The organism is Shinella sp. (assembly GCF_049651085.1).
GTDB lineage: Bacteria > Pseudomonadota > Alphaproteobacteria > Rhizobiales > Rhizobiaceae > Shinella.
The window spans coordinates 204,776-221,083 of sequence record NZ_JBASBL010000016.1; the positions used below are offsets into that span (position 1 = coordinate 204,776).

Annotated in this window: 15 protein-coding genes and 1 tRNA gene; 9 read left to right on the top strand and 7 right to left on the bottom strand. The window is 62.4% G+C overall.

Features of this window, described 5'->3' with window-relative positions:
- Positions 1-4: 4 nt before the first annotated feature.
- Entirely contained in the window at positions 5-1,591 is a 1,587-nt protein-coding gene (locus WA950_RS09725) for a hypothetical protein (protein ID WP_424551503.1), read from the bottom strand.
- A 189-nt stretch (positions 1,592-1,780) separates the two neighbouring features.
- On the opposite strand from WA950_RS09725, the gene WA950_RS09730 reads away from it, so the two are divergent.
- The 8 genes from WA950_RS09730 (at position 1,781) to WA950_RS09765 (ending at position 10,253) form a co-directional block, all read left to right on the top strand.
- Positions 1,781-2,887: an endonuclease/exonuclease/phosphatase family protein gene (locus WA950_RS09730; RefSeq protein WP_424551504.1), complete on the top strand. Its 1,107-nt coding sequence runs from the start codon at positions 1,781-1,783 to the stop codon at positions 2,885-2,887.
- Between the two features lie 94 nt (positions 2,888-2,981).
- The gene (locus tag WA950_RS09735) at positions 2,982-3,899 is read left to right on the top strand and encodes a PhzF family phenazine biosynthesis protein (protein ID WP_424551505.1); all 918 of its coding nucleotides are present in this window, start codon (positions 2,982-2,984) and stop codon (positions 3,897-3,899) included.
- 119 nt (positions 3,900-4,018) lie between these two features.
- Positions 4,019-4,094: transfer RNA gene (locus tag WA950_RS09740), tRNA-Lys, on the top strand.
- Positions 4,095-4,237: 143 nt separating this feature from the next.
- On the top strand, positions 4,238-4,795 hold the full coding sequence (locus WA950_RS09745) for a DUF924 family protein (protein ID WP_424551506.1): 558 nt from the start codon (positions 4,238-4,240) through the stop codon (positions 4,793-4,795).
- Between the two features lie 67 nt (positions 4,796-4,862).
- Positions 4,863-7,370: a mechanosensitive ion channel domain-containing protein gene (locus WA950_RS09750; RefSeq protein ID WP_424551527.1), complete on the top strand. Its 2,508-nt coding sequence runs from the start codon at positions 4,863-4,865 to the stop codon at positions 7,368-7,370.
- A gap of 144 nt (positions 7,371-7,514) precedes the next feature.
- Positions 7,515-7,778, top strand: coding sequence for a hypothetical protein (locus tag WA950_RS09755; RefSeq protein ID WP_424551507.1), 264 nt, complete (start codon positions 7,515-7,517; stop codon positions 7,776-7,778).
- A 186-nt stretch (positions 7,779-7,964) separates the two neighbouring features.
- On the top strand, positions 7,965-8,792 hold the full coding sequence (locus WA950_RS09760) for a response regulator (protein WP_424551508.1): 828 nt from the start codon (positions 7,965-7,967) through the stop codon (positions 8,790-8,792).
- 216 nt (positions 8,793-9,008) lie between these two features.
- Positions 9,009-10,253, top strand: coding sequence for a GGDEF domain-containing response regulator (locus WA950_RS09765; RefSeq protein WP_424551509.1), 1,245 nt, complete (start codon positions 9,009-9,011; stop codon positions 10,251-10,253).
- 46 nt (positions 10,254-10,299) lie between these two features.
- Here WA950_RS09765 and WA950_RS09770 read toward each other — a convergent pair whose 3' ends face one another.
- The 3 genes from WA950_RS09770 to WA950_RS09780 form a co-directional block, all read right to left on the bottom strand.
- Complete coding sequence (locus tag WA950_RS09770; protein ID WP_424551510.1) at positions 10,300-11,307, bottom strand: GlxA family transcriptional regulator; 1,008 nt, start codon at positions 11,305-11,307, stop codon at positions 10,300-10,302.
- A 376-nt stretch (positions 11,308-11,683) separates the two neighbouring features.
- On the bottom strand, positions 11,684-11,887 hold the full coding sequence (locus WA950_RS09775; RefSeq protein WP_424551511.1) for a hypothetical protein: 204 nt from the start codon (positions 11,885-11,887) through the stop codon (positions 11,684-11,686).
- A 105-nt stretch (positions 11,888-11,992) separates the two neighbouring features.
- Complete coding sequence (locus WA950_RS09780; protein ID WP_424551512.1) at positions 11,993-12,211, bottom strand: hypothetical protein; 219 nt, start codon at positions 12,209-12,211, stop codon at positions 11,993-11,995.
- A 117-nt stretch (positions 12,212-12,328) separates the two neighbouring features.
- Here WA950_RS09780 and WA950_RS09785 point away from each other — a divergent pair, with 117 nt between their 5' ends.
- Entirely contained in the window at positions 12,329-13,246 is a 918-nt protein-coding gene (locus WA950_RS09785) for a LysR family transcriptional regulator (protein ID WP_424551513.1), read from the top strand.
- A gap of 35 nt (positions 13,247-13,281) precedes the next feature.
- Here the strand turns inward: WA950_RS09785 and WA950_RS09790 are convergent, their stop codons facing one another.
- The 3 genes from WA950_RS09790 to WA950_RS09800 all read right to left on the bottom strand — a co-directional run.
- Positions 13,282-13,686, bottom strand: coding sequence for a hypothetical protein (locus WA950_RS09790; protein WP_424551514.1), 405 nt, complete (start codon positions 13,684-13,686; stop codon positions 13,282-13,284).
- 124 nt (positions 13,687-13,810) lie between these two features.
- On the bottom strand, positions 13,811-15,886 hold the full coding sequence (locus WA950_RS09795) for an ASKHA domain-containing protein (RefSeq protein WP_424551515.1): 2,076 nt from the start codon (positions 15,884-15,886) through the stop codon (positions 13,811-13,813).
- 35 nt (positions 15,887-15,921) lie between these two features.
- Positions 15,922-16,308: hypothetical protein (locus WA950_RS09800; RefSeq protein ID WP_424551516.1), on the bottom strand; the 387-nt coding region annotated here is incomplete at its 5' end.

Sequence of the window (16,308 nt, forward strand, 5' to 3'; positions counted from 1 at the left end):
GGCGCTACGGCATCACGATGTCGATTTCCTCGCCCGTCGAGGAATAGGTGACGCGCCCGCCCTTCCAGCCGTCCGGTCCTTCGAGGCGAATTTCCAGCGTCACCTTGCCGTCCGGCGAGGGCACCATGAAGCTGCCGTCGGGCGTCGGCAATTGGCCGATAGAGAAGGTATAGCGCGAGAGCGCCATGTCCGAGCCGACCTTCAACCGGGTAAAGGTGCGGGCCGTCAGTTCGTTCAGCTTTTCCGCCGAGAAAAAGGCAAGATCACTCATCCGGTAGAGCCGCTCCGGCCGGAATTCAGCATCCCAGGGCATCATCATGCTGGAGGCGGTGAGGCCGCGGTCGTTGGCGTTGTAGTCGCGCATCTTGCCGGGCGTATCGGGCACCTCGGCGAGAATGCGCATCGAATCGACATTGATGCTGATTTCGGAGAAGCGTGCATTCTTGCCGAACTGTTCGCCGATCGCCGCCAGCGTCTCCCGCGTCGTTTTCGGTTCGAGCCAGTTGCGCTTCGGCTGGCGCGCGGCAGGCAGGTTGGCGTGGCGCACCGTGCCGTCCGCTGTCAGCTCGATCGAGCCGCTATTGGAAAACAGTGCGAGTTCACCCGGCTGTCCCCAATCGGTGAAATTCACGGTCCAGCGCTGTTCCGGCTTGCCGGGACCGTCCGAAAAGAGCCGCAACATCATGTAGTTCAGGCTGGATTTGTCGTTGCCCCACGCCTTGATCGCATTGTCGCGCACCTTGCCAAGCGGCGCGAAGTCGACATCGGCCAGCGACAGGGCGGGCTGCTGCGCCGTGCCGGGGAACATCGGCGAGGTAATCGCCGAGCGGGTGACGCCGGACAGGTCCCAGGAATAGCCGACCGTGGTCTCCGGCAGGGTCGGGTGGTCGGCCTTCACCTGTATGGATTTCGGGTAGATTGTGATGTCGCGCACGACCGGCCCGGTGCCGATCACCGAGATCAGGCTGTCGAGCGCTGCTGCCTTCGGCCAGTCGTCGTCCTTGTAGAAATCCATGTTGCGGGCGCGCACGGTGTTGGAGAGGTCGCCGCCGATGATCGTGCCTTTTGCGTCGGTGTAGACCGTTGCGCTCTCGCGCGGCGAGGCGACGTAGAGCGTCCAGCGGATATCGCCATAGGCTGGTTTCGGCAGCAGGCTGACGCGCCGGGCGATTTCGATCGACTGGACGATCGCCTCGTCCTGCAGCCTGGCATAGGCGATGGCGCGGGTCGCCACCTGATCCACCTTGTCGAGAGCGATCTCCTCTACGGCGAAGAAGCCGCTTGCGGTATCGGCGACGATGGCCGGGGCCGGCTTTGCCGATGGGCCGCTGACTGTCTCGGCGGCAAGGAGGAAGAAGCGGCGCGCCATCCGCACCCTCCATTCCTCCACGTCGTCCGGCCGCGCCGCGCCGCGTACAAGCACGGTGAGCTCCTTTTCGGTGATTCGGATCGTATGCACCTGCGCCTTGCGGCCGATAGCATCGGCAACGAGGCCCATGGCGTGCACTGCATCGCCCGGCGTGGTGATATAGTGTTCAGCGGCGCGGACCGGCAGGCCGGCAAAGAGGATGAGCGCGAGCCATGCCGCCACAAACGCCCGTGCCAGCTGGATGCAATTGCCATGACCGCTCCCTCCGCCCGTCACCGGAATGCGCATCGCCCGTGAGGAGAAGACGGGAAGGGCGGTCGCTTTATTCCGCCGATGGCGGGCACGCGTGAAAAGGCGCTTTTCATTGCCCGTCACCCGGATACACTCGGCCGGCATTCCCGGAAGGACCTCATGTCGCTACGTCTCGCCACCTTCAACATCGAAAATCTCATGGCCCGTTTCGACTTTACGGGTTTTCGCAACCAGCTTCGCCAGGATCGCGTCCTGCGCCTCTTTGATATTCGCAACGAGGCGGAGTACCAGCGCCTGGAGGAGGCGCGCGCCATTGCGCATACGGATGACGCCCGGCAGCATTCGGCGCTTGCCATTGCCGATGCGGATGCGGACATTCTCTGCCTGCAGGAAACCGACAACATGGCCGCGCTGGAGGCCTTCGAGTATGGCTATCTCTTCCGCATGGTCGGTAGTGGCTACCGGCAGAAATACCTGATCGAGGGCAATGACAGCCGCGGCATCGACGTTTCGGTTCTGATGCGCCAGGAAACGCGTGATGGACAGCGCATCGAGTGCGTCGACATTCGCAGCCATGCGTCCGTCACCTATCGCGATTTCGGCCTCCATACGCCCGAGCTTGGTCAGGGCGTCAAACCGGACGACAGGGTCTTCAAGCGCGATTGCCTGGAAATGGACCTGCGCATCGGCGGGCGGCCGCTCACGCTTTATGTCGTCCACTTCAAATCGATGGGGCCGGGAAGGGAAGGGATGGATGGCCGCCAGTCCACCATGCCGGTCCGTACCGCCGAGGTGCGCGCCGTGCGCCGCATCATCGAAAATCGATTCGGTGCCGGCCATACGGCGGGCAAGTCTTTTGCGATTTGCGGCGACATGAACGACTATCAGGAAAAACTGGCGATAGAGGGCGACAAGCGCAACGGTTACCGCTTCGTGCCGCAGCAGGAGGCGGCGAGCGCGCTCGATGTCTTCAGCGCCGACGGCTTTGCGGTGAACCCGATGCTGCGCCGGCCGGTCGATGATCGCTGGACGCTCTATCACAGCCGCGGGCCGGAGGAGCGGCATCTCTGCCAGCTCGACTATATCTGGCTCTCGCCGTCGCTTGCCGCACGCAACGCGCAGCACGTGCCGGAAATCATCCGCGCCGGCCAACCGTTCCGCACACCCTTCCCGCCGGGGCAGGAGGTAGAACGCTATCCGCGCATCGGCTGGGACCGGCCGAAGGCCTCGGACCATTGCCCGGTGGTCATGACCCTTGATCTGTGAGCTGCAAGCGGCGTCATTTCCGCTTGCCCGCACAGATGCCCTCGGGCAGGTTCAGGCAAATGCCTCGATCAAAAAGTAGAATACGGAGAATGCCTTGACCTGCCGCTACGCCATCTACGACGTCTTCACCGATACGCGGCTTGCCGGCAATCCGCTGGCCGTCGTCTTCGATGCCGACGGTCTCGACGAGGGCACGATGCAGCGCATCGCGGGCGAGTTCAACCTGTCCGAAACGGTCTTCGTGAAGGCGGCGGAAAACCCGGCGCACACCGCGCGCCTGCGCATCTTCACGCCCGGTCGCGAACTGCCCTTCGCCGGGCATCCCACGGTGGGGGCGGCGATCGCGATTGCCGAAGCGGGCGGCAACAATGGGACAGGGGCGCCCGATCAGGTGTCGGTGCTTGAGGAAAATGTCGGTCCGGTGCGCTGTGCGGTGCGGCTAGGCGGCGACAAAGCGGCTTTTGCCGAGTTCGACCTGCCGCGCAAATCCGAGCGTCTGGAGGCGACCTTCGACAGGCAGGCGATCGCCGATGCCCTGAGCCTCAAGCCGGGAGAGATCGGCTTCGAGAACCACACGCCCACGCTCTGGAGCGCTGGCGCCGCCTTCGTAATGATTCCCGTGCACGACCTTACGGCCGCAGCAGCCGTGGAATTCGATCCGGCGCTCTGGGAGCGCTGCGCGCCTTTCGCCGAGGGCCGGCTGGCCCCTGCCTATCTCTATTGCCGCGGCGGCGTGAACCACAATGCGAAGTTCCACAGCCGCATGTTCTCCGCCGACAGGGGCCTCAGCGAGGATCCGGCGACGGGCTCTGCCGCTGCGGCCCTGTCCGGCGCCATCCACTTCTTCGACAAGCTGGTCGATGGCCACCACCCGTTGCTGATCGAGCAGGGCGTCGAAATGGGGCGTCCCTCCCATATCCATCTGCATCTCGACGTAGCGGGCGGCGTCATCGCCGGCGCGCGCATCGGCGGCGAGGCTGTGCGTATCGCATCGGGAACGCTGGATTTGTGACGGCCATTTTGCGCTGCGGAAGTTTTTTTGCTCGAAATCATGTTTTTTTGGACTGCGGTATAGACAAGCCCTGCGAGGCCCATTATACGCCCCATCAGACCGCTGGAGCGGTTGTGTGTGGGTGATTAGCTCAGTTGGTAGAGCAGCTGACTCTTAATCAGCGGGTCCACGGTTCGAGCCCGTGATCACCCACCAAATCTTCTTATTTCCGCTGATTATACAAATACTTGCCTGCGGGCGCGCATGATGGCGCGCCACGCGGCATTTGGTTTCCACCGCCTCTTGCCACATCCTCTGACAACGCCATATTGCCTGCTTGGACGAATGGAGGCTTTGGCATGAGCGATGGTGAAATCAGGCAGCCGGAAGAGGTTGTCGGTTATTGGTGCGAGACGCTGACGGCGAAGGACTGGTGGAAGTCGACGCCGCAGCTCGATGCGCAGGTGCGTGAGAAATTTGCCGCGACGCATCTGGCCCTCTCGAGGGATGTCACGCCGCAATGGCGGGCAAGCCCGGAGGCGCGGCTGGCGGCGCTCATCGTGCTCGACCAGTTTCCCCGCAACATGTTCCGCGCTTCCCCGATGGCCTTCGCCACGGACTGGATTGCGTTGCGTGAAGCCCGGCTGGCGCTGGAGGCAGGTGCGGACAAGCTGGTGGACTATGACCGCCGGCATTTCTTCTACATGCCGTTCGAACATTCCGAAGCGCTTGCCGATCAGGACCTGTCTGTTTCGCTCTTCGAGGCGCATGGCGACGAGATGTATCTCGACTATGCCGTGCGGCATCGCGATGTCATTGCCCAATACGGCCGCTTTCCGCACCGCAATCCTTTCGTCGGTCGGATTTCGACGCCGGAGGAGGAGGCCTATCTTGCCGAGCCGGGCGCCGGATTCTAGCCGATCCGCCGTGCCGGTTTAAAATGGCCGCAATCATCGCTAGAAAGAGCAGAATCGCGTGACTGCGATGCGTCGTCTGTTCCAGTCCAACGAGGATGGCCTTTTGCCGATTTTCCGCCTTCTTTCCATCCTTCTGACGGTCCTCCTGCTTGCGGCATCGCCGGCGCTTGCGCAGACGGCGCCCGCGGTGGATACGGCGACGCAACTTCAGCAGGCCAGTGTCGATCTCGACAAGGCAGGCGTACAGCTCAACTCCATCCGCGAGCGGGTCGAGAAATACAAGGAGGATGACGCCCGCCTCGTTGAGCTGAAGCTGGAGGCGCAGACGCTGAACCGCTCGATCCTCGCCACCTCGCTCGCAACGCGGCCGCGGCTGGACGCGATCAAGGCACGTCAGGCTGAACTCGGCGATCCGCCGGCCGACGGTGCGCCGCCGGAGGCGGACGTCGTTGTCGAGGAGCGCAAGAAGCTCGCCGCCGAGCGCAACGAAATCAACGCACTGACGGGGGAGGCGGAAAACCTTTCGATCGAGGCGACGAAACTATCGAACCGCATCACCGAAATCCGCCGGGTGCTTTTCACCGACGCCATCCTGAAGCGTACGGAAGTCAGCTCTGCGCTTTTCACCGAAGCCTCCAGCGCGCTCACCAATGAGACGCACACGCTTCAACGCACTGTGACTGCGTGGTTGCAGTTCGTCTGGAAGTTCAAGAAGATACAGCTTCTGGGGGCGGTCGGCCTGTCGCTGGTGGCTGCACTCGTGCTGCTTTCCGGCAGTTACCGGCTGTTTTCGCCCTATATCACGCGCGCCGCCCGCCAGGAGAAACCGCACTACATCACGCGCCTCTCCGTCGCTTTCTGGTCGACCGTGTTGCCGACCATGGCGGCGGCGGCCTTTGCGGTGACCGCCTATTTCTTCCTGGATGCGTTCAAGGTGCTGCGAACCGATATCGCGCCGATCATCGTGGTCGCGCTTGGTGTGGTTGTAGCGGTCTATTTCGTTGCGCAGCTCGCCAATGCCGTCCTGTCGCCTGGAGACGGGCACTGGCGGCTCGTTCGTGTCTCCGACCGCGGAGCAAGGCTCCTTTGGCTGCTGATCCTCAGCATGGCGATCGTCAACGGCGCCGACTATTTCCTCGGCTCGATCAGCGAAGTGCTCGGCTCGCCGGTGGTGCTGACGGTGGTGAAAAGCTTCGTCGCCTCGATCATCATCGGCCTGCTCCTGGTCGTCACCGCCTTCATCAAGCCGGTGCTGACGCAGGGCGAGAAGCCGGACTCGCAGGGACGTCCCTGGCCGCGGTCGATTTTCGTTCTGCTGATGCTGACGGGCCTCGGCCTCATCTTCGCGTCGCTGTTCGGCTATGTCGGCATGGCGCGGTTCGTCGCCACGCAGATCGTCGTGACGGGCGCGGCGGCAGTGACGATGTATATCGGCTTTCTCTCCGGCCGCGCCGTCTCGGCGACGGGTGCTTTCGCCGAGACGACGGTCGGCAAGAAACTGGAGGAACGCTTCGGCCTTGGCCCTGTCGCGCTCGACCAGGTGGGCCTTGCCGCGGGACTGGCGATCTATGTTCTGATTTTTGTCTGCTTCATGCCGCTGATTCTGTTGCAGTGGGGCTTCCAGTTTGCCGACATCGAGGCCTGGGCATACCGCATCTTTACCGAAATCCGCATCGGCACCATCACGATCTCGCTGGTCGGCATCATTGCCGGTATCCTGCTTTTCGTCGTCGGCCTCGTCGTTACGCGCTGGTTTCAGAAATGGGTGGACGGCAATGTGCTGGCGCGTAGCCAGGTCGATGCCGGCGTGCGCAATTCGGTGCGCACCGCCGTCGGCTATGCGGGTGTGGCGCTGGCGGGCCTCGTCGGCATATCGGCTGCGGGCATCAATCTATCCAGCCTCGCGCTCGTCGCCGGTGCCCTCTCGCTAGGTATCGGTTTCGGCCTGCAGAACATCGTCTCGAATTTCGTCTCCGGCCTCATCCTGCTTGCCGAGCGCCCGTTCAAGGTGGGCGACTGGGTCGTGGCTGGCACGACGGAAGGCTTCGTTCGGCGCATCTCCGTGCGCGCCACGGAGATCGAGACCTTCCAGCGCCAGACGGTGATCGTGCCGAACTCCGTGCTGATCAACGGCCAGGTCGGTAATTGGACGCATCGCAACAAGCTCGGCCGTATCGAGATTCTTGTCAGCGTGCATGGCAGCAACGATCCGCGCCGGGTGCAGGAAATACTCACGGAGGTTGTGCGGGCGCAGCAGGGGCTTCTGCGCAACCCCGAACCGATGGTGGTGTTCCAGGCATTTTCCTCGGCGACGCTGGATTTCGAAGTCCGGGCGTTTCTGGCGGATATCCTGAACGGAACTGGCGTCAAGTCGGAGTTGCGCGCCGCTATTCTCGAACGTTTCCGCCTGGAGGAGATCGCCATCGGTGCGCCGGCGGCAACGGAAGTGCCGGTCAAGATTTCGCCCGAGGGCGCCGCGCTCATCTCCACGCTGCTTGAGCAGGCGACCGAGAAAGTGCGCCTGCCGGCGGCGCGGCGGCCTCGAAAATCGGCCGGAGAGAAGCCCCAGGCCTGATGGCGCGCCTGATTTCCGGCACATGAACGCCGCATTCACGCTGCATTCAGCCGCCCCCTCATAAAACACATGCAAATCCGCTGGGTGGACGTTAGTGTTCGTTCAGGGCTTTGAAGAGGGCGGCGCTCGGGCGCCGGGGTGAAAATGAAGCGAATGATCATGATGCTGCTGGTCTCGGCAACCGTGTCCGCTCCGGCCATGGCTGCCTCGATCACGAACAAGGATGCGGATACGCAGGTTCTCGTCGTCGTCGAGGGCGGCAGCCGTGTGGAAGTCGCGCTGGAGCCGGGTGCGACTGAATCGATCTGCCCTTCGGGCTGTTTTGTCACCCTGCCGAACGGCGACCGCATCGCGCTCAGCGGCGGCGAAGAGGTCGAGATCGAAGGCGGAGCAGCCTCGATCAAGTAAGTTTTCAATCACGGTTTTGCAAAGCGGCGTGCAAGAAGAAGCGCGCCGCTTTACTTTGCTCGCAAGCTCTTTTTCGCGGCGCGGCAATCATGCCTACCGTGTTTTCATGCCTTCGAATTTAACGCTTTTGCAAAGGGTTGCCGCTACCTCTGGATGTGGGGAAAATTTACAATACGAAGGCATATCATGGCGTTTATCGGTATTTCCGGAATGCAGTATTCCGGCGCGTCCATCTCGCATCACCGTATTCTGGTTGCCGAGGACTCGAACGTCTTCACGTCCATGATCTCGAAGCGGCTGAAGGAGCTTTTCGACATCGATGTCGAGGTTTGCCGTAGTTTCGAGGAGCTGGAACTGGCTTATGACAAGTCTAGCGAAAAAATCACCCTGGCGATATCGAACATCAACCTGCCGGGCGCCGAGAATGGCGAAGCGCTGAACTATCTGGTTGATCTTTCCATTCCGACAATCGTGTTTACCGGCACGTTCCAGCAGACGACGCGCGATCAGCTGCTCTCCAAGGAAATCGTCGACTACATCATCAAGGACAATATCTTCGCGGTCGACATGCTGGCCGAATCGGTTTGCCGTTTTCTTACCAATCACGAGCACCATGTGTTGATCGTCGATGACAGCGCGACGGCCCGGGCGCTCCTGACGACGCGCCTCAAGCGTTTCAATTTTCGCGTCAGCGTTGCCGAGAACGGAGCGAGCGCGCTCGCGCTGCTCAAGGCCAATCCGGATATCGCGCTGATGATCACCGACTACAACATGCCCGATATCGACGGCTTCGAACTGACGCGCCGTATCCGCAGCACGCGCGGTTCGCACCAGTTGCGCATCATCGGTGTGTCTTCCTCCACCGACCGGCTGTTGTCGGCGCGCTTCCTGAAGGCCGGCGGTAACGACTTCATCATGCGTCCCTTCATCGACGAGGAATTCTACTGCCGCGTGAACCAGAATCTCGACACGTTGATCCAGATCAGGACAGCTCAGCAGCGCTTGAGTGCCTGAATCCCCGGATTATCGGGCTCTTCCTATTCTTGACTTCCGTTAGGTAAGATATTTCCGCGTGAGTTAACCACTTAGTAAAACCGCTGGTTTGTAATACGGATAGACGGAACATCATCTAGGGTACTGGACGACGTGGGAGTGGATCCAAATCCGCAGCGAGGGCCTGCATTCCTGCGCCATTCCGGCCAGCAGGTCTTGCTCGTGGAGGACTCGCGCATGTTCTCCACCGCGCTCAAATACCGCTTGGAGAAGGAACTCGGTCTTTCCGTTACCCATTGTCCGAGCATGGCGGCGCTTCGCGCGATCTTCCAGTCCGACGCGCCGGAATTCGCCCTTGCCGTTCTCGATCTCAACCTGCCCGACGCGCCCAATTGCGAGGCGCTCGACTACGTGATCTCCAAGGGCATCGCGCCGCTGGTCTTCACCGGTTCGTTCAGTGACGCGACCCGCGACCAGATCCTAGCCAAGAACGTGCTCGACTATGTCGTCAAGGACAACCCGGCGGCGATCCAGCAGCTCGTGCTTGCAGTGGATCGCATCCTGACGAGCGGCAAGACGCAGGTGCTTGTCGTCGATTCGGATCCTGAAAGCCTGCGCCAGCAGATCAGCCTGCTTGCCAAGCAGCGCTTCCAGATCGAGGCGGTGACGAGCGGGGCGGCGGCGCTCGAGGCGCTCGATACCCACAGCGGGATCGACATGGTGGTCTGCGACCTCCATCTCGCCGACATGGATGGTTTCACGCTGCTGAGCGAAATCCGCCAGCGGCATGGCGACGATACGGTACGGGTCGTCGGCCTCTCGACGTCGGAAGACAGGATGGTCGCGGCGCGCTTCCTGCGGGCCGGCGGCGACGAATATATCCAGAAGCCGTTTCTCGTCGAGGAATTCAACAGCCGCATCTTCCACGTCGCGGCCATCCAGAAGCGCGTGCAGTCGCTGCATCGCATCGCCGCGCGGGACTACCTGACGGATATCTACAACCGCCGCTACTTTTTCGAGGCCGGTCCGCGGCTGGTCGATCAAGCCCTGCGGCGCGGCGAGGCCATGTCGATCGCCATCCTCGATATCGACCATTTCAAGCGTCTGAACGACACCTATGGCCATGAGATCGGCGATGTGGTGCTGAAGGCCATTGCGCGGCGGCTCAAGCACCGGCTCGGCGACCGGCACCTGCTGGCGCGCCTCGGCGGCGAGGAATTCGGTGTCATCTTTGCGGGACTGGCGCTCGAAGAGGCGCTGGATTGCTGCGAGCGGCTTCGCATCGAGCTGGCAGCCCAGCCGATCGACGCCGATGGCGAGCCGCTGACGATCACCGTCTCCGCCGGTCTTGCGACCATTTCCGAGCGGGAAACCTTCGACAACTACCTGAATGCTGCCGACCAGTTCCTTTATATGGCAAAACATGCCGGCCGGAACCGGGTCTTCTCCGAGCTTTCGCTGGTCAACGCGCTGGCAAGCTGAAAGCCCCGCCGGCAAGGGCAGAGCTCTTTATCCTTCATCCCGATATTCAGCGTGCGATGGCCGAAAGCGTCAGCTTGCGCTCGGCGCGCTCCTGCTGGGGCGAGCGATTGTAGAGCTCGCGGTAACACTTGGAGAAGTGCGAGGCGGAGACGAAGCCGCAGGCAACGGCCACTTCGACCACAGGCATGGATGACTGCACGAGCAGGTGCCGGGCGCGGTCGAGCCGGATCTCGAGATAGTAGCGGGCGGGCGAGCGGCCCATTTCCTGACGGAACAGGCGCTCGATCTGGCGGCGCGACAGGTCGGCGCCGTCGGCGATTTCCAGCAGCGACAGCGGCTCTGACAGGTTCTTTTCCATCAGCTCGATGATCGACAGCACCTTGGCGTTCTGCACGCCGAGACGGGCGCGCAGCGGCAGGCGCTGGCGATCATGGGGCCCGCGCACGCGGTCGGTCAGCGCCTGCTCGCAGACGCGGTTGACGAGGTTCTCGCCAAAATCCTGGTCGATCAGGTTCAGCATCATGTCGAGCGAAGCGGTGCCGCCGGCGCAGGTATAGATATTGCCGTCGATCTCGTAGAGGTCGGCATAGACATCCGCCTGCGGGAAGGCCTCGGCAAAACCGGGCAGGTTCTCCCAGTGGATCGCACAGCGTTTTCCCGAAAGCAGGCCCGCCTGGGCGAGCACATGCGCGCCGGTACAGAGCGAGCCGACCGCGATGCCGCGGTTGTAGACTTCGCGCAGCCAGGCGTTGACGGACTTGTTGGAGAAATCCTCGACATAGATGCCCGAGCAGACCAGCACCATGGACGGACGGTTCTCGCCGCCCAGATGCTTGCGCTCGTCGGCGAGCGAGGAATTCACCTCGATGCCGATGCCGCTGGACGACAGCACCTGGCTGCCATCCGCGGAGGCAAGCCGCCAAGTATAGGCCTCATAGCCGATCATGCGGTTGGCGATGCGCAGCGTCTCGATGGCGGCCGAAAAGGGCAGCATGGAGAAATTGGGCACGAGAAAGAAAACGAGAGAGCGCTTCTTGACGTTTTGCTTGTTCATCGGAGTGTCCATGCTGGAGCGTGTCGCAATCGTGGCAGGCGCAATGGCCGTCGCGATAGCATTTTTGCGACGAACAAGAGGATGGTTGCGACTGACATGTGCCGCATAACGCTGAAATGCCAGTATCTTCCGGCGAAACTGTGACGCTTGCCGCCTGCTTATCCATTTGCGACCCCATCGCGGGTTTTGCCCGATTGCGACAGGTTGCCCATGGCGCGGGCTGCGCAGCTTCCGGTTTGAACCTGACCGCAAGATCCGCGCGTTGATCTCGGCGTTGCAGTTGCCCAAAAGAAAACCGCCGGAGAGACGTTTCAAGGTCAGCTCCGGCGGTGTTCGGCGTCGTCTTCGTTCGGCAGGGTGCCGTTACAGTCGTCCGTCATTGCGTGTTCGTGTCAAAGGAACGGAAGCCGATATCCTTGCGCAGGTCATACGGCATGCCTTCGAGTTCCCGTTCGGCGCGGCGGCGCTGCCAGGCAGCGGCGATCCGCCCGTAGGTGTCACGGACGAGATGAGACAGGTTGCCGGCATCGCGGCTGCGTGCTGCATGCCGAACCGGGTGGTGTTGCAATGCGATTGCCATTTCAGGGTTCCTTTCGAGCTTGGGAGGTTCGAGAGGTCGCGACCTTGATCGTGACACTGTCGTAGTCTGTTGCATCAATCAAACGAATATATTTGATTGGATTAATCAGTCTTCTTTATGCTTATCGATGGCAGGCCAGTTGATGTCCTGCTTCAGATAGTCCGGCAGTTGCGCCAGTTCCTCTGCGGTGCGGCGAACCGCGACGCGCTTGCGCCGCGCTTCGATGGCCTCGCCCACGAAGCGCCGTATTGCGTAGTAAAATCCGCTTCCACGAACGAGAACGGCGAGATCGGCGCCGTTTGTGAACGTTTTTTGCGTTTTCATTGGCGTTTTTCCTTCCATTCGATGTGTTTGCAGATTGACTATCCGCCCATCTCGGTTTTCAATCAAACGAAATGAAGTGACGCTTTGCTTCAGTATTTTTGATCCAAGGAGGCGGATATGAACCTGCTGATGCGCCAGACACTCCCCTTGCTGGAGCTCGATATCCTGAAAACTTTCGTAGCGATCGCCGAGACGGGAAATTTCACGACGGCCGCCGAGACGGTGCACCGCACGCCGTCCGCAGTGTCCATGCAGATCAAGAAGCTGGAAGAACTGCTCGGCTGCTCATTGTTCCGGCGTGATGCGCGCTCGGTGGTGCTGACCCATCATGGCGAGGTGCTGCTGTCCTATGCGCGCCGCCTGATCGCGCTCAGCAACGAGGCGGTCTCCCGCTTCATGATGCCGGAAATGAACGGTGTCGTGCGGCTTGGCGCGCCTGACGACGTCGGGGAACTGATCCTGCCGGAAGTGTTGCGGCGCTTTGCCGATACCTACCCGTCGATTGCCGTCAACGTCTCGATCGAAACGAGCAGCAGCCTGCGCCGTGCAGTCGCCGAGCGGCGGCTCGATCTTGCCATCTTCAATTCCGCTGACGGATCGATGCCGACACCCGGCGAAGTCCTGTTGAAGGAGCAACTCGTCTGGGCAGGAAAGAATTGCGGCAACGCGCATCTCAAGAATCCGCTGCCGGTATCCGTCTGGGAGGAAGGCTGCATCTGGCGTGCGCGCGCGCTTGAGGAACTGAGCCGTTCGGGCCGTGATTTCCGGGTCGCCTATTTCTGCGCCCATCATATGGGCCAGCGCGCCGCGATCCGCGCCGATCTTGCCGTCGCGCCGCTCGCCCGTTTCCTGGTCGGTGACGACATGGTGGCGCTCGGTGAAAAGGATGGCCTGCCGGACCTCGGCCACTACCTGATCGGCCTTGTCGTCAACGAGGAGGCTGAAACGCCGGCGCTGGCGGTTGCCGATTATATCCGCGCCGCCTTCGCGCGCATCGAGCGCCGGCCGATGGAGATGCTGCAGGTCGCCTGCTGAAACGTGAAGGCCGGGCGCAAGCCCGGCCGTACCGCCTATTCGTAGGTGTAGGACGCGCACATTTCCGCGTTGCTCGCCGGGACATCCTGCGTCGCGAAGACGGCGACGATGGTAGCGCTGTCGTCGCTCGCTCCCCACGAGGCGACATAGGTGACGGGCTCGCCGCACAGCCGGTTGCCGTTGAGGAGAACCGGGTCCTTCGCCTCGGTAAGGCTGTAGACCGAGGCGTTCACCTGCTCGCCGTCCACCACGAACGTATCACCGACCAGTTCGTCGAAGGTGATCTGTTCACCGTTCTCGAAGGTGATGCCGAAATCGTCGAATTCGATGTCGCCGGTGATCGCCATCGCCGTGTTGCTGACGGCCGCATAGGTGTCCGCAAGGGCGGGCGAGGCGATGGCCAGCGCAAGGGTGAGGGCGAGAAGACGGGCGCGGTTCATGGCAATATCCTCGGTATCGGCGACAGCTCTCACCATGCCGATAAACCGCCGAAAACAAAACGGAATTCTCAAGGGTGGTTTACGGGCATGATGCCTGCGGCCGGCTGGCGGCCGCGGGCAGGTACTATTCGCGGCTGCGGCGTCTGCGCCGGCCGCCGCCTTCGCCGCCACCGCCATCGTCGGAAAGCACCTTGCGTTCCGGCAGCGTGACCACCTTGGCGAGTTCCGGGAACGGATCCACCTTGTTCGGCAGCGCCATAGCGTTGACGAAGAGCTGCTGGAAATGCGGCTCCAGCGCCGTCTCGATCTTCTCGATATGGGCGACGGTCTGCTCGATCTCGCGGCGATGATCGCGGTTGAGCAGCGCCATCAGCGCGCCGGTGCCGGCCGCATTGCCGACGGCTTTCACCTGGTTGAGGTCGCAGTCCGGGATGAGGCCGAGCACCATGGCGTATTTCGGATCGATGAACGAGCCGAAGGCGCCGGCGAAGCGGATCGTATCGACATGCTCGATTTCCAGCTTTTCCATCAGGAGCTTGATACCGGCATAGAGCGCGGACTTGGCAAGCTGGATGGCGCGGATGTCGTTCTGCGTCACCGTGATGCGCGGCTCGCCGTCGTGCAGCAGGTAGGAGAAGGTGCGGCCGTTCTGGAGAACGCGCGGGGTTCGCTCCGCCATCGCGCCATCCACCACGCCATCTTCTGAAATGAGGCCGGAGAGGTACATTTCCGCCACGACCTCGATGATCGCCGAGCCGCAAATGCCCGTGACGCCGACGCTTTTTGCCGCTTCGGCAAAACCCTCTTCGTCCGACCATTTGTCCACGCCGATAACGCGGAATTTCGGTTCCAGCGTTTCCGGGTCGATGCGCACGCGCTCGATCGCGCCCGGCGCGGCGCGCTGGCCGGAGGAGATTTCCGCGCCCTCGAAAGCCGGGCCGGTGGGCGAGGAGGCGGCGACGACGCGCTGGCGGTTGCCGAGCACGATCTCGGCATTCGTGCCGACGTCGACGAGCAGCATCATGCTGTCCTGCCGGTAAGGGCCTTCCGCCAGCGTCGCGGCCGCGGCATCCGCGCCGACATGGCCGGCGATGCAGGGCAGCGTATAGAGCCGCGCGCCGCGGTTTACCTCGATATCGAGTTCATGCGCCCAATATTGCAGCGCGCCCGAGACGGAGAGCGCAAAGGGCGCCTGGCCGAGTTCCGTCGGATCGATGCCGAGGAACAGGTGGTGCATGATGGGGTTCGCCACGAACACCATGTCGAGAATGTCGTGCCGGTCGACCTCGCCTTCCTCGCACACCTTGCCGATCAGGCCGTTGACGGCCTCGCGCACGGCCTTGGTCATGGCTTCCCGGCCGTCCGGGTTCATCATGACATAGGAGACGCGGCTCATCAGGTCTTCGCCGAAGCGGATCTGCGGGTTTGAAGTGCCCGAGGAGGCGACGATGCGGCCGGAAAGCAGCGAGACCAGATGCATGGCGATCGTCGTCGAGCCGATATCGCAGGCCGTGCCATAGGCCTCGTTCTTGAGGCCGGGCCACAGGCCGACGATGAAGGGGCGCGAACTGTCCATGTCGCGATGAATGGCGGCGGTGACGCCCCAGTTGCCCTTGCGCAGGATCGACTGCACCTGCGGAATGAGGTGCGGCGCGATCAGCAGATCCTTCCAGCCCCAGTCCTTTTCGAGCATGACCTTCAGCCGGTCGAGGTCGCCGAGCGGCTTGTGCATGTCGGGTTCGTCCACCTCGACATAGCAGAGCTGGATGGCGGCGTTGCGCTCGATGACGCGGTCCGTCGCGGCCTTGCGCACGACCTGGGCATTGATGACGGTATCCTGCGGCACGTCCACCACGAGGTCGCCGAGGATGAGGGCGGAACAGGACAGGCGGCGCCCGTCCGGCAGGCCGCGGATTTTTTCGTAGCGCTCTTCCTTCGGGCCCTTTTCCGAGATGTGGTCGAGCGAGGAGACGATCTTGTGCTTGGCGAAGTTGCCTTCCTGCACCTCGATCTGACAGCGCCCGCAGGTCGCACGTCCGCCGCACACGCTCTCGACATAGACGCCGAGTTTGCGCGCGGCCTCCAGAACGGGCGTGCCGACCGGGAAGCGGCCACGCTTGCCGGAGGGCATGAAGAGGACCAGTGGTTCTTTCACCGAGGCTTCGGTCATGTTGGTCTCTATCTCACCTTCGTAGCGCATCGATCATACTCTTTCTTGGCGGCCGAACCGCAATGTCAGCCCTTGCGGCCGGCGAGGCGCTTTACATTGCTGCGCACCCGCTTGCCGTAGGGTTTCAAGGCTGCTTCCGACACGGCGCGGGCCGTGGCGCCCGGCGAAGCCGCCGTCATCATGGCCTTTGCAACAGCAAAATTGGCTGCCATGACGCTTTCCGTCGCGGCAGCCATCTTTTCGGTGACCATTCGGGTCATCTCGGCGGTGTTCTGCGTCGAACCCGTCAGGGCCGCCATGCCGACCTCTTGGCAGCGCATGGCGATCACGAGCGGGGCCTCCAGCCAGAGGCTGAAGGCGTCGCGGCGAAACTGACGCCCGCCGGTCATCTTATTCTCTCGCAGCGCCGGCGCGGCCGGCACGCCCGCCGCGGCGACCGCCGGCAGCAGCAG

What these genes read in the sequence shown, in the direction of transcription:
- WA950_RS09730 (WP_424551504.1), top strand. Translation starts at nt 1,781, where the DNA reads ATGTCGCTACGTCTCGCCACCTTCAACATCGAAAATCTCATGGCCCGT.
- WA950_RS09745 (WP_424551506.1), top strand. Translation starts at nt 4,238, where the DNA reads ATGAGCGATGGTGAAATCAGGCAGCCGGAAGAGGTTGTCGGTTATTGG.
- WA950_RS09750 (WP_424551527.1), top strand. Translation starts at nt 4,863, where the DNA reads ATGCGTCGTCTGTTCCAGTCCAACGAGGATGGCCTTTTGCCGATTTTC.
- WA950_RS09755 (WP_424551507.1), top strand. Translation starts at nt 7,515, where the DNA reads ATGAAGCGAATGATCATGATGCTGCTGGTCTCGGCAACCGTGTCCGCT.
- WA950_RS09760 (WP_424551508.1), top strand. Translation starts at nt 7,965, where the DNA reads ATGGCGTTTATCGGTATTTCCGGAATGCAGTATTCCGGCGCGTCCATC.
- WA950_RS09765 (WP_424551509.1), top strand. Translation starts at nt 9,009, where the DNA reads ATGTTCTCCACCGCGCTCAAATACCGCTTGGAGAAGGAACTCGGTCTT.
- WA950_RS09770 (WP_424551510.1), bottom strand. Translation starts at nt 11,307, where the DNA reads ATGAACAAGCAAAACGTCAAGAAGCGCTCTCTCGTTTTCTTTCTCGTG.
- WA950_RS09775 (WP_424551511.1), bottom strand. Translation starts at nt 11,887, where the DNA reads ATGGCAATCGCATTGCAACACCACCCGGTTCGGCATGCAGCACGCAGC.
- WA950_RS09780 (WP_424551512.1), bottom strand. Translation starts at nt 12,211, where the DNA reads ATGAAAACGCAAAAAACGTTCACAAACGGCGCCGATCTCGCCGTTCTC.
- WA950_RS09785 (WP_424551513.1), top strand. Translation starts at nt 12,329, where the DNA reads ATGAACCTGCTGATGCGCCAGACACTCCCCTTGCTGGAGCTCGATATC.
- WA950_RS09790 (WP_424551514.1), bottom strand. Translation starts at nt 13,686, where the DNA reads ATGAACCGCGCCCGTCTTCTCGCCCTCACCCTTGCGCTGGCCATCGCC.
- WA950_RS09795 (WP_424551515.1), bottom strand. Translation starts at nt 15,886, where the DNA reads ATGCGCTACGAAGGTGAGATAGAGACCAACATGACCGAAGCCTCGGTG.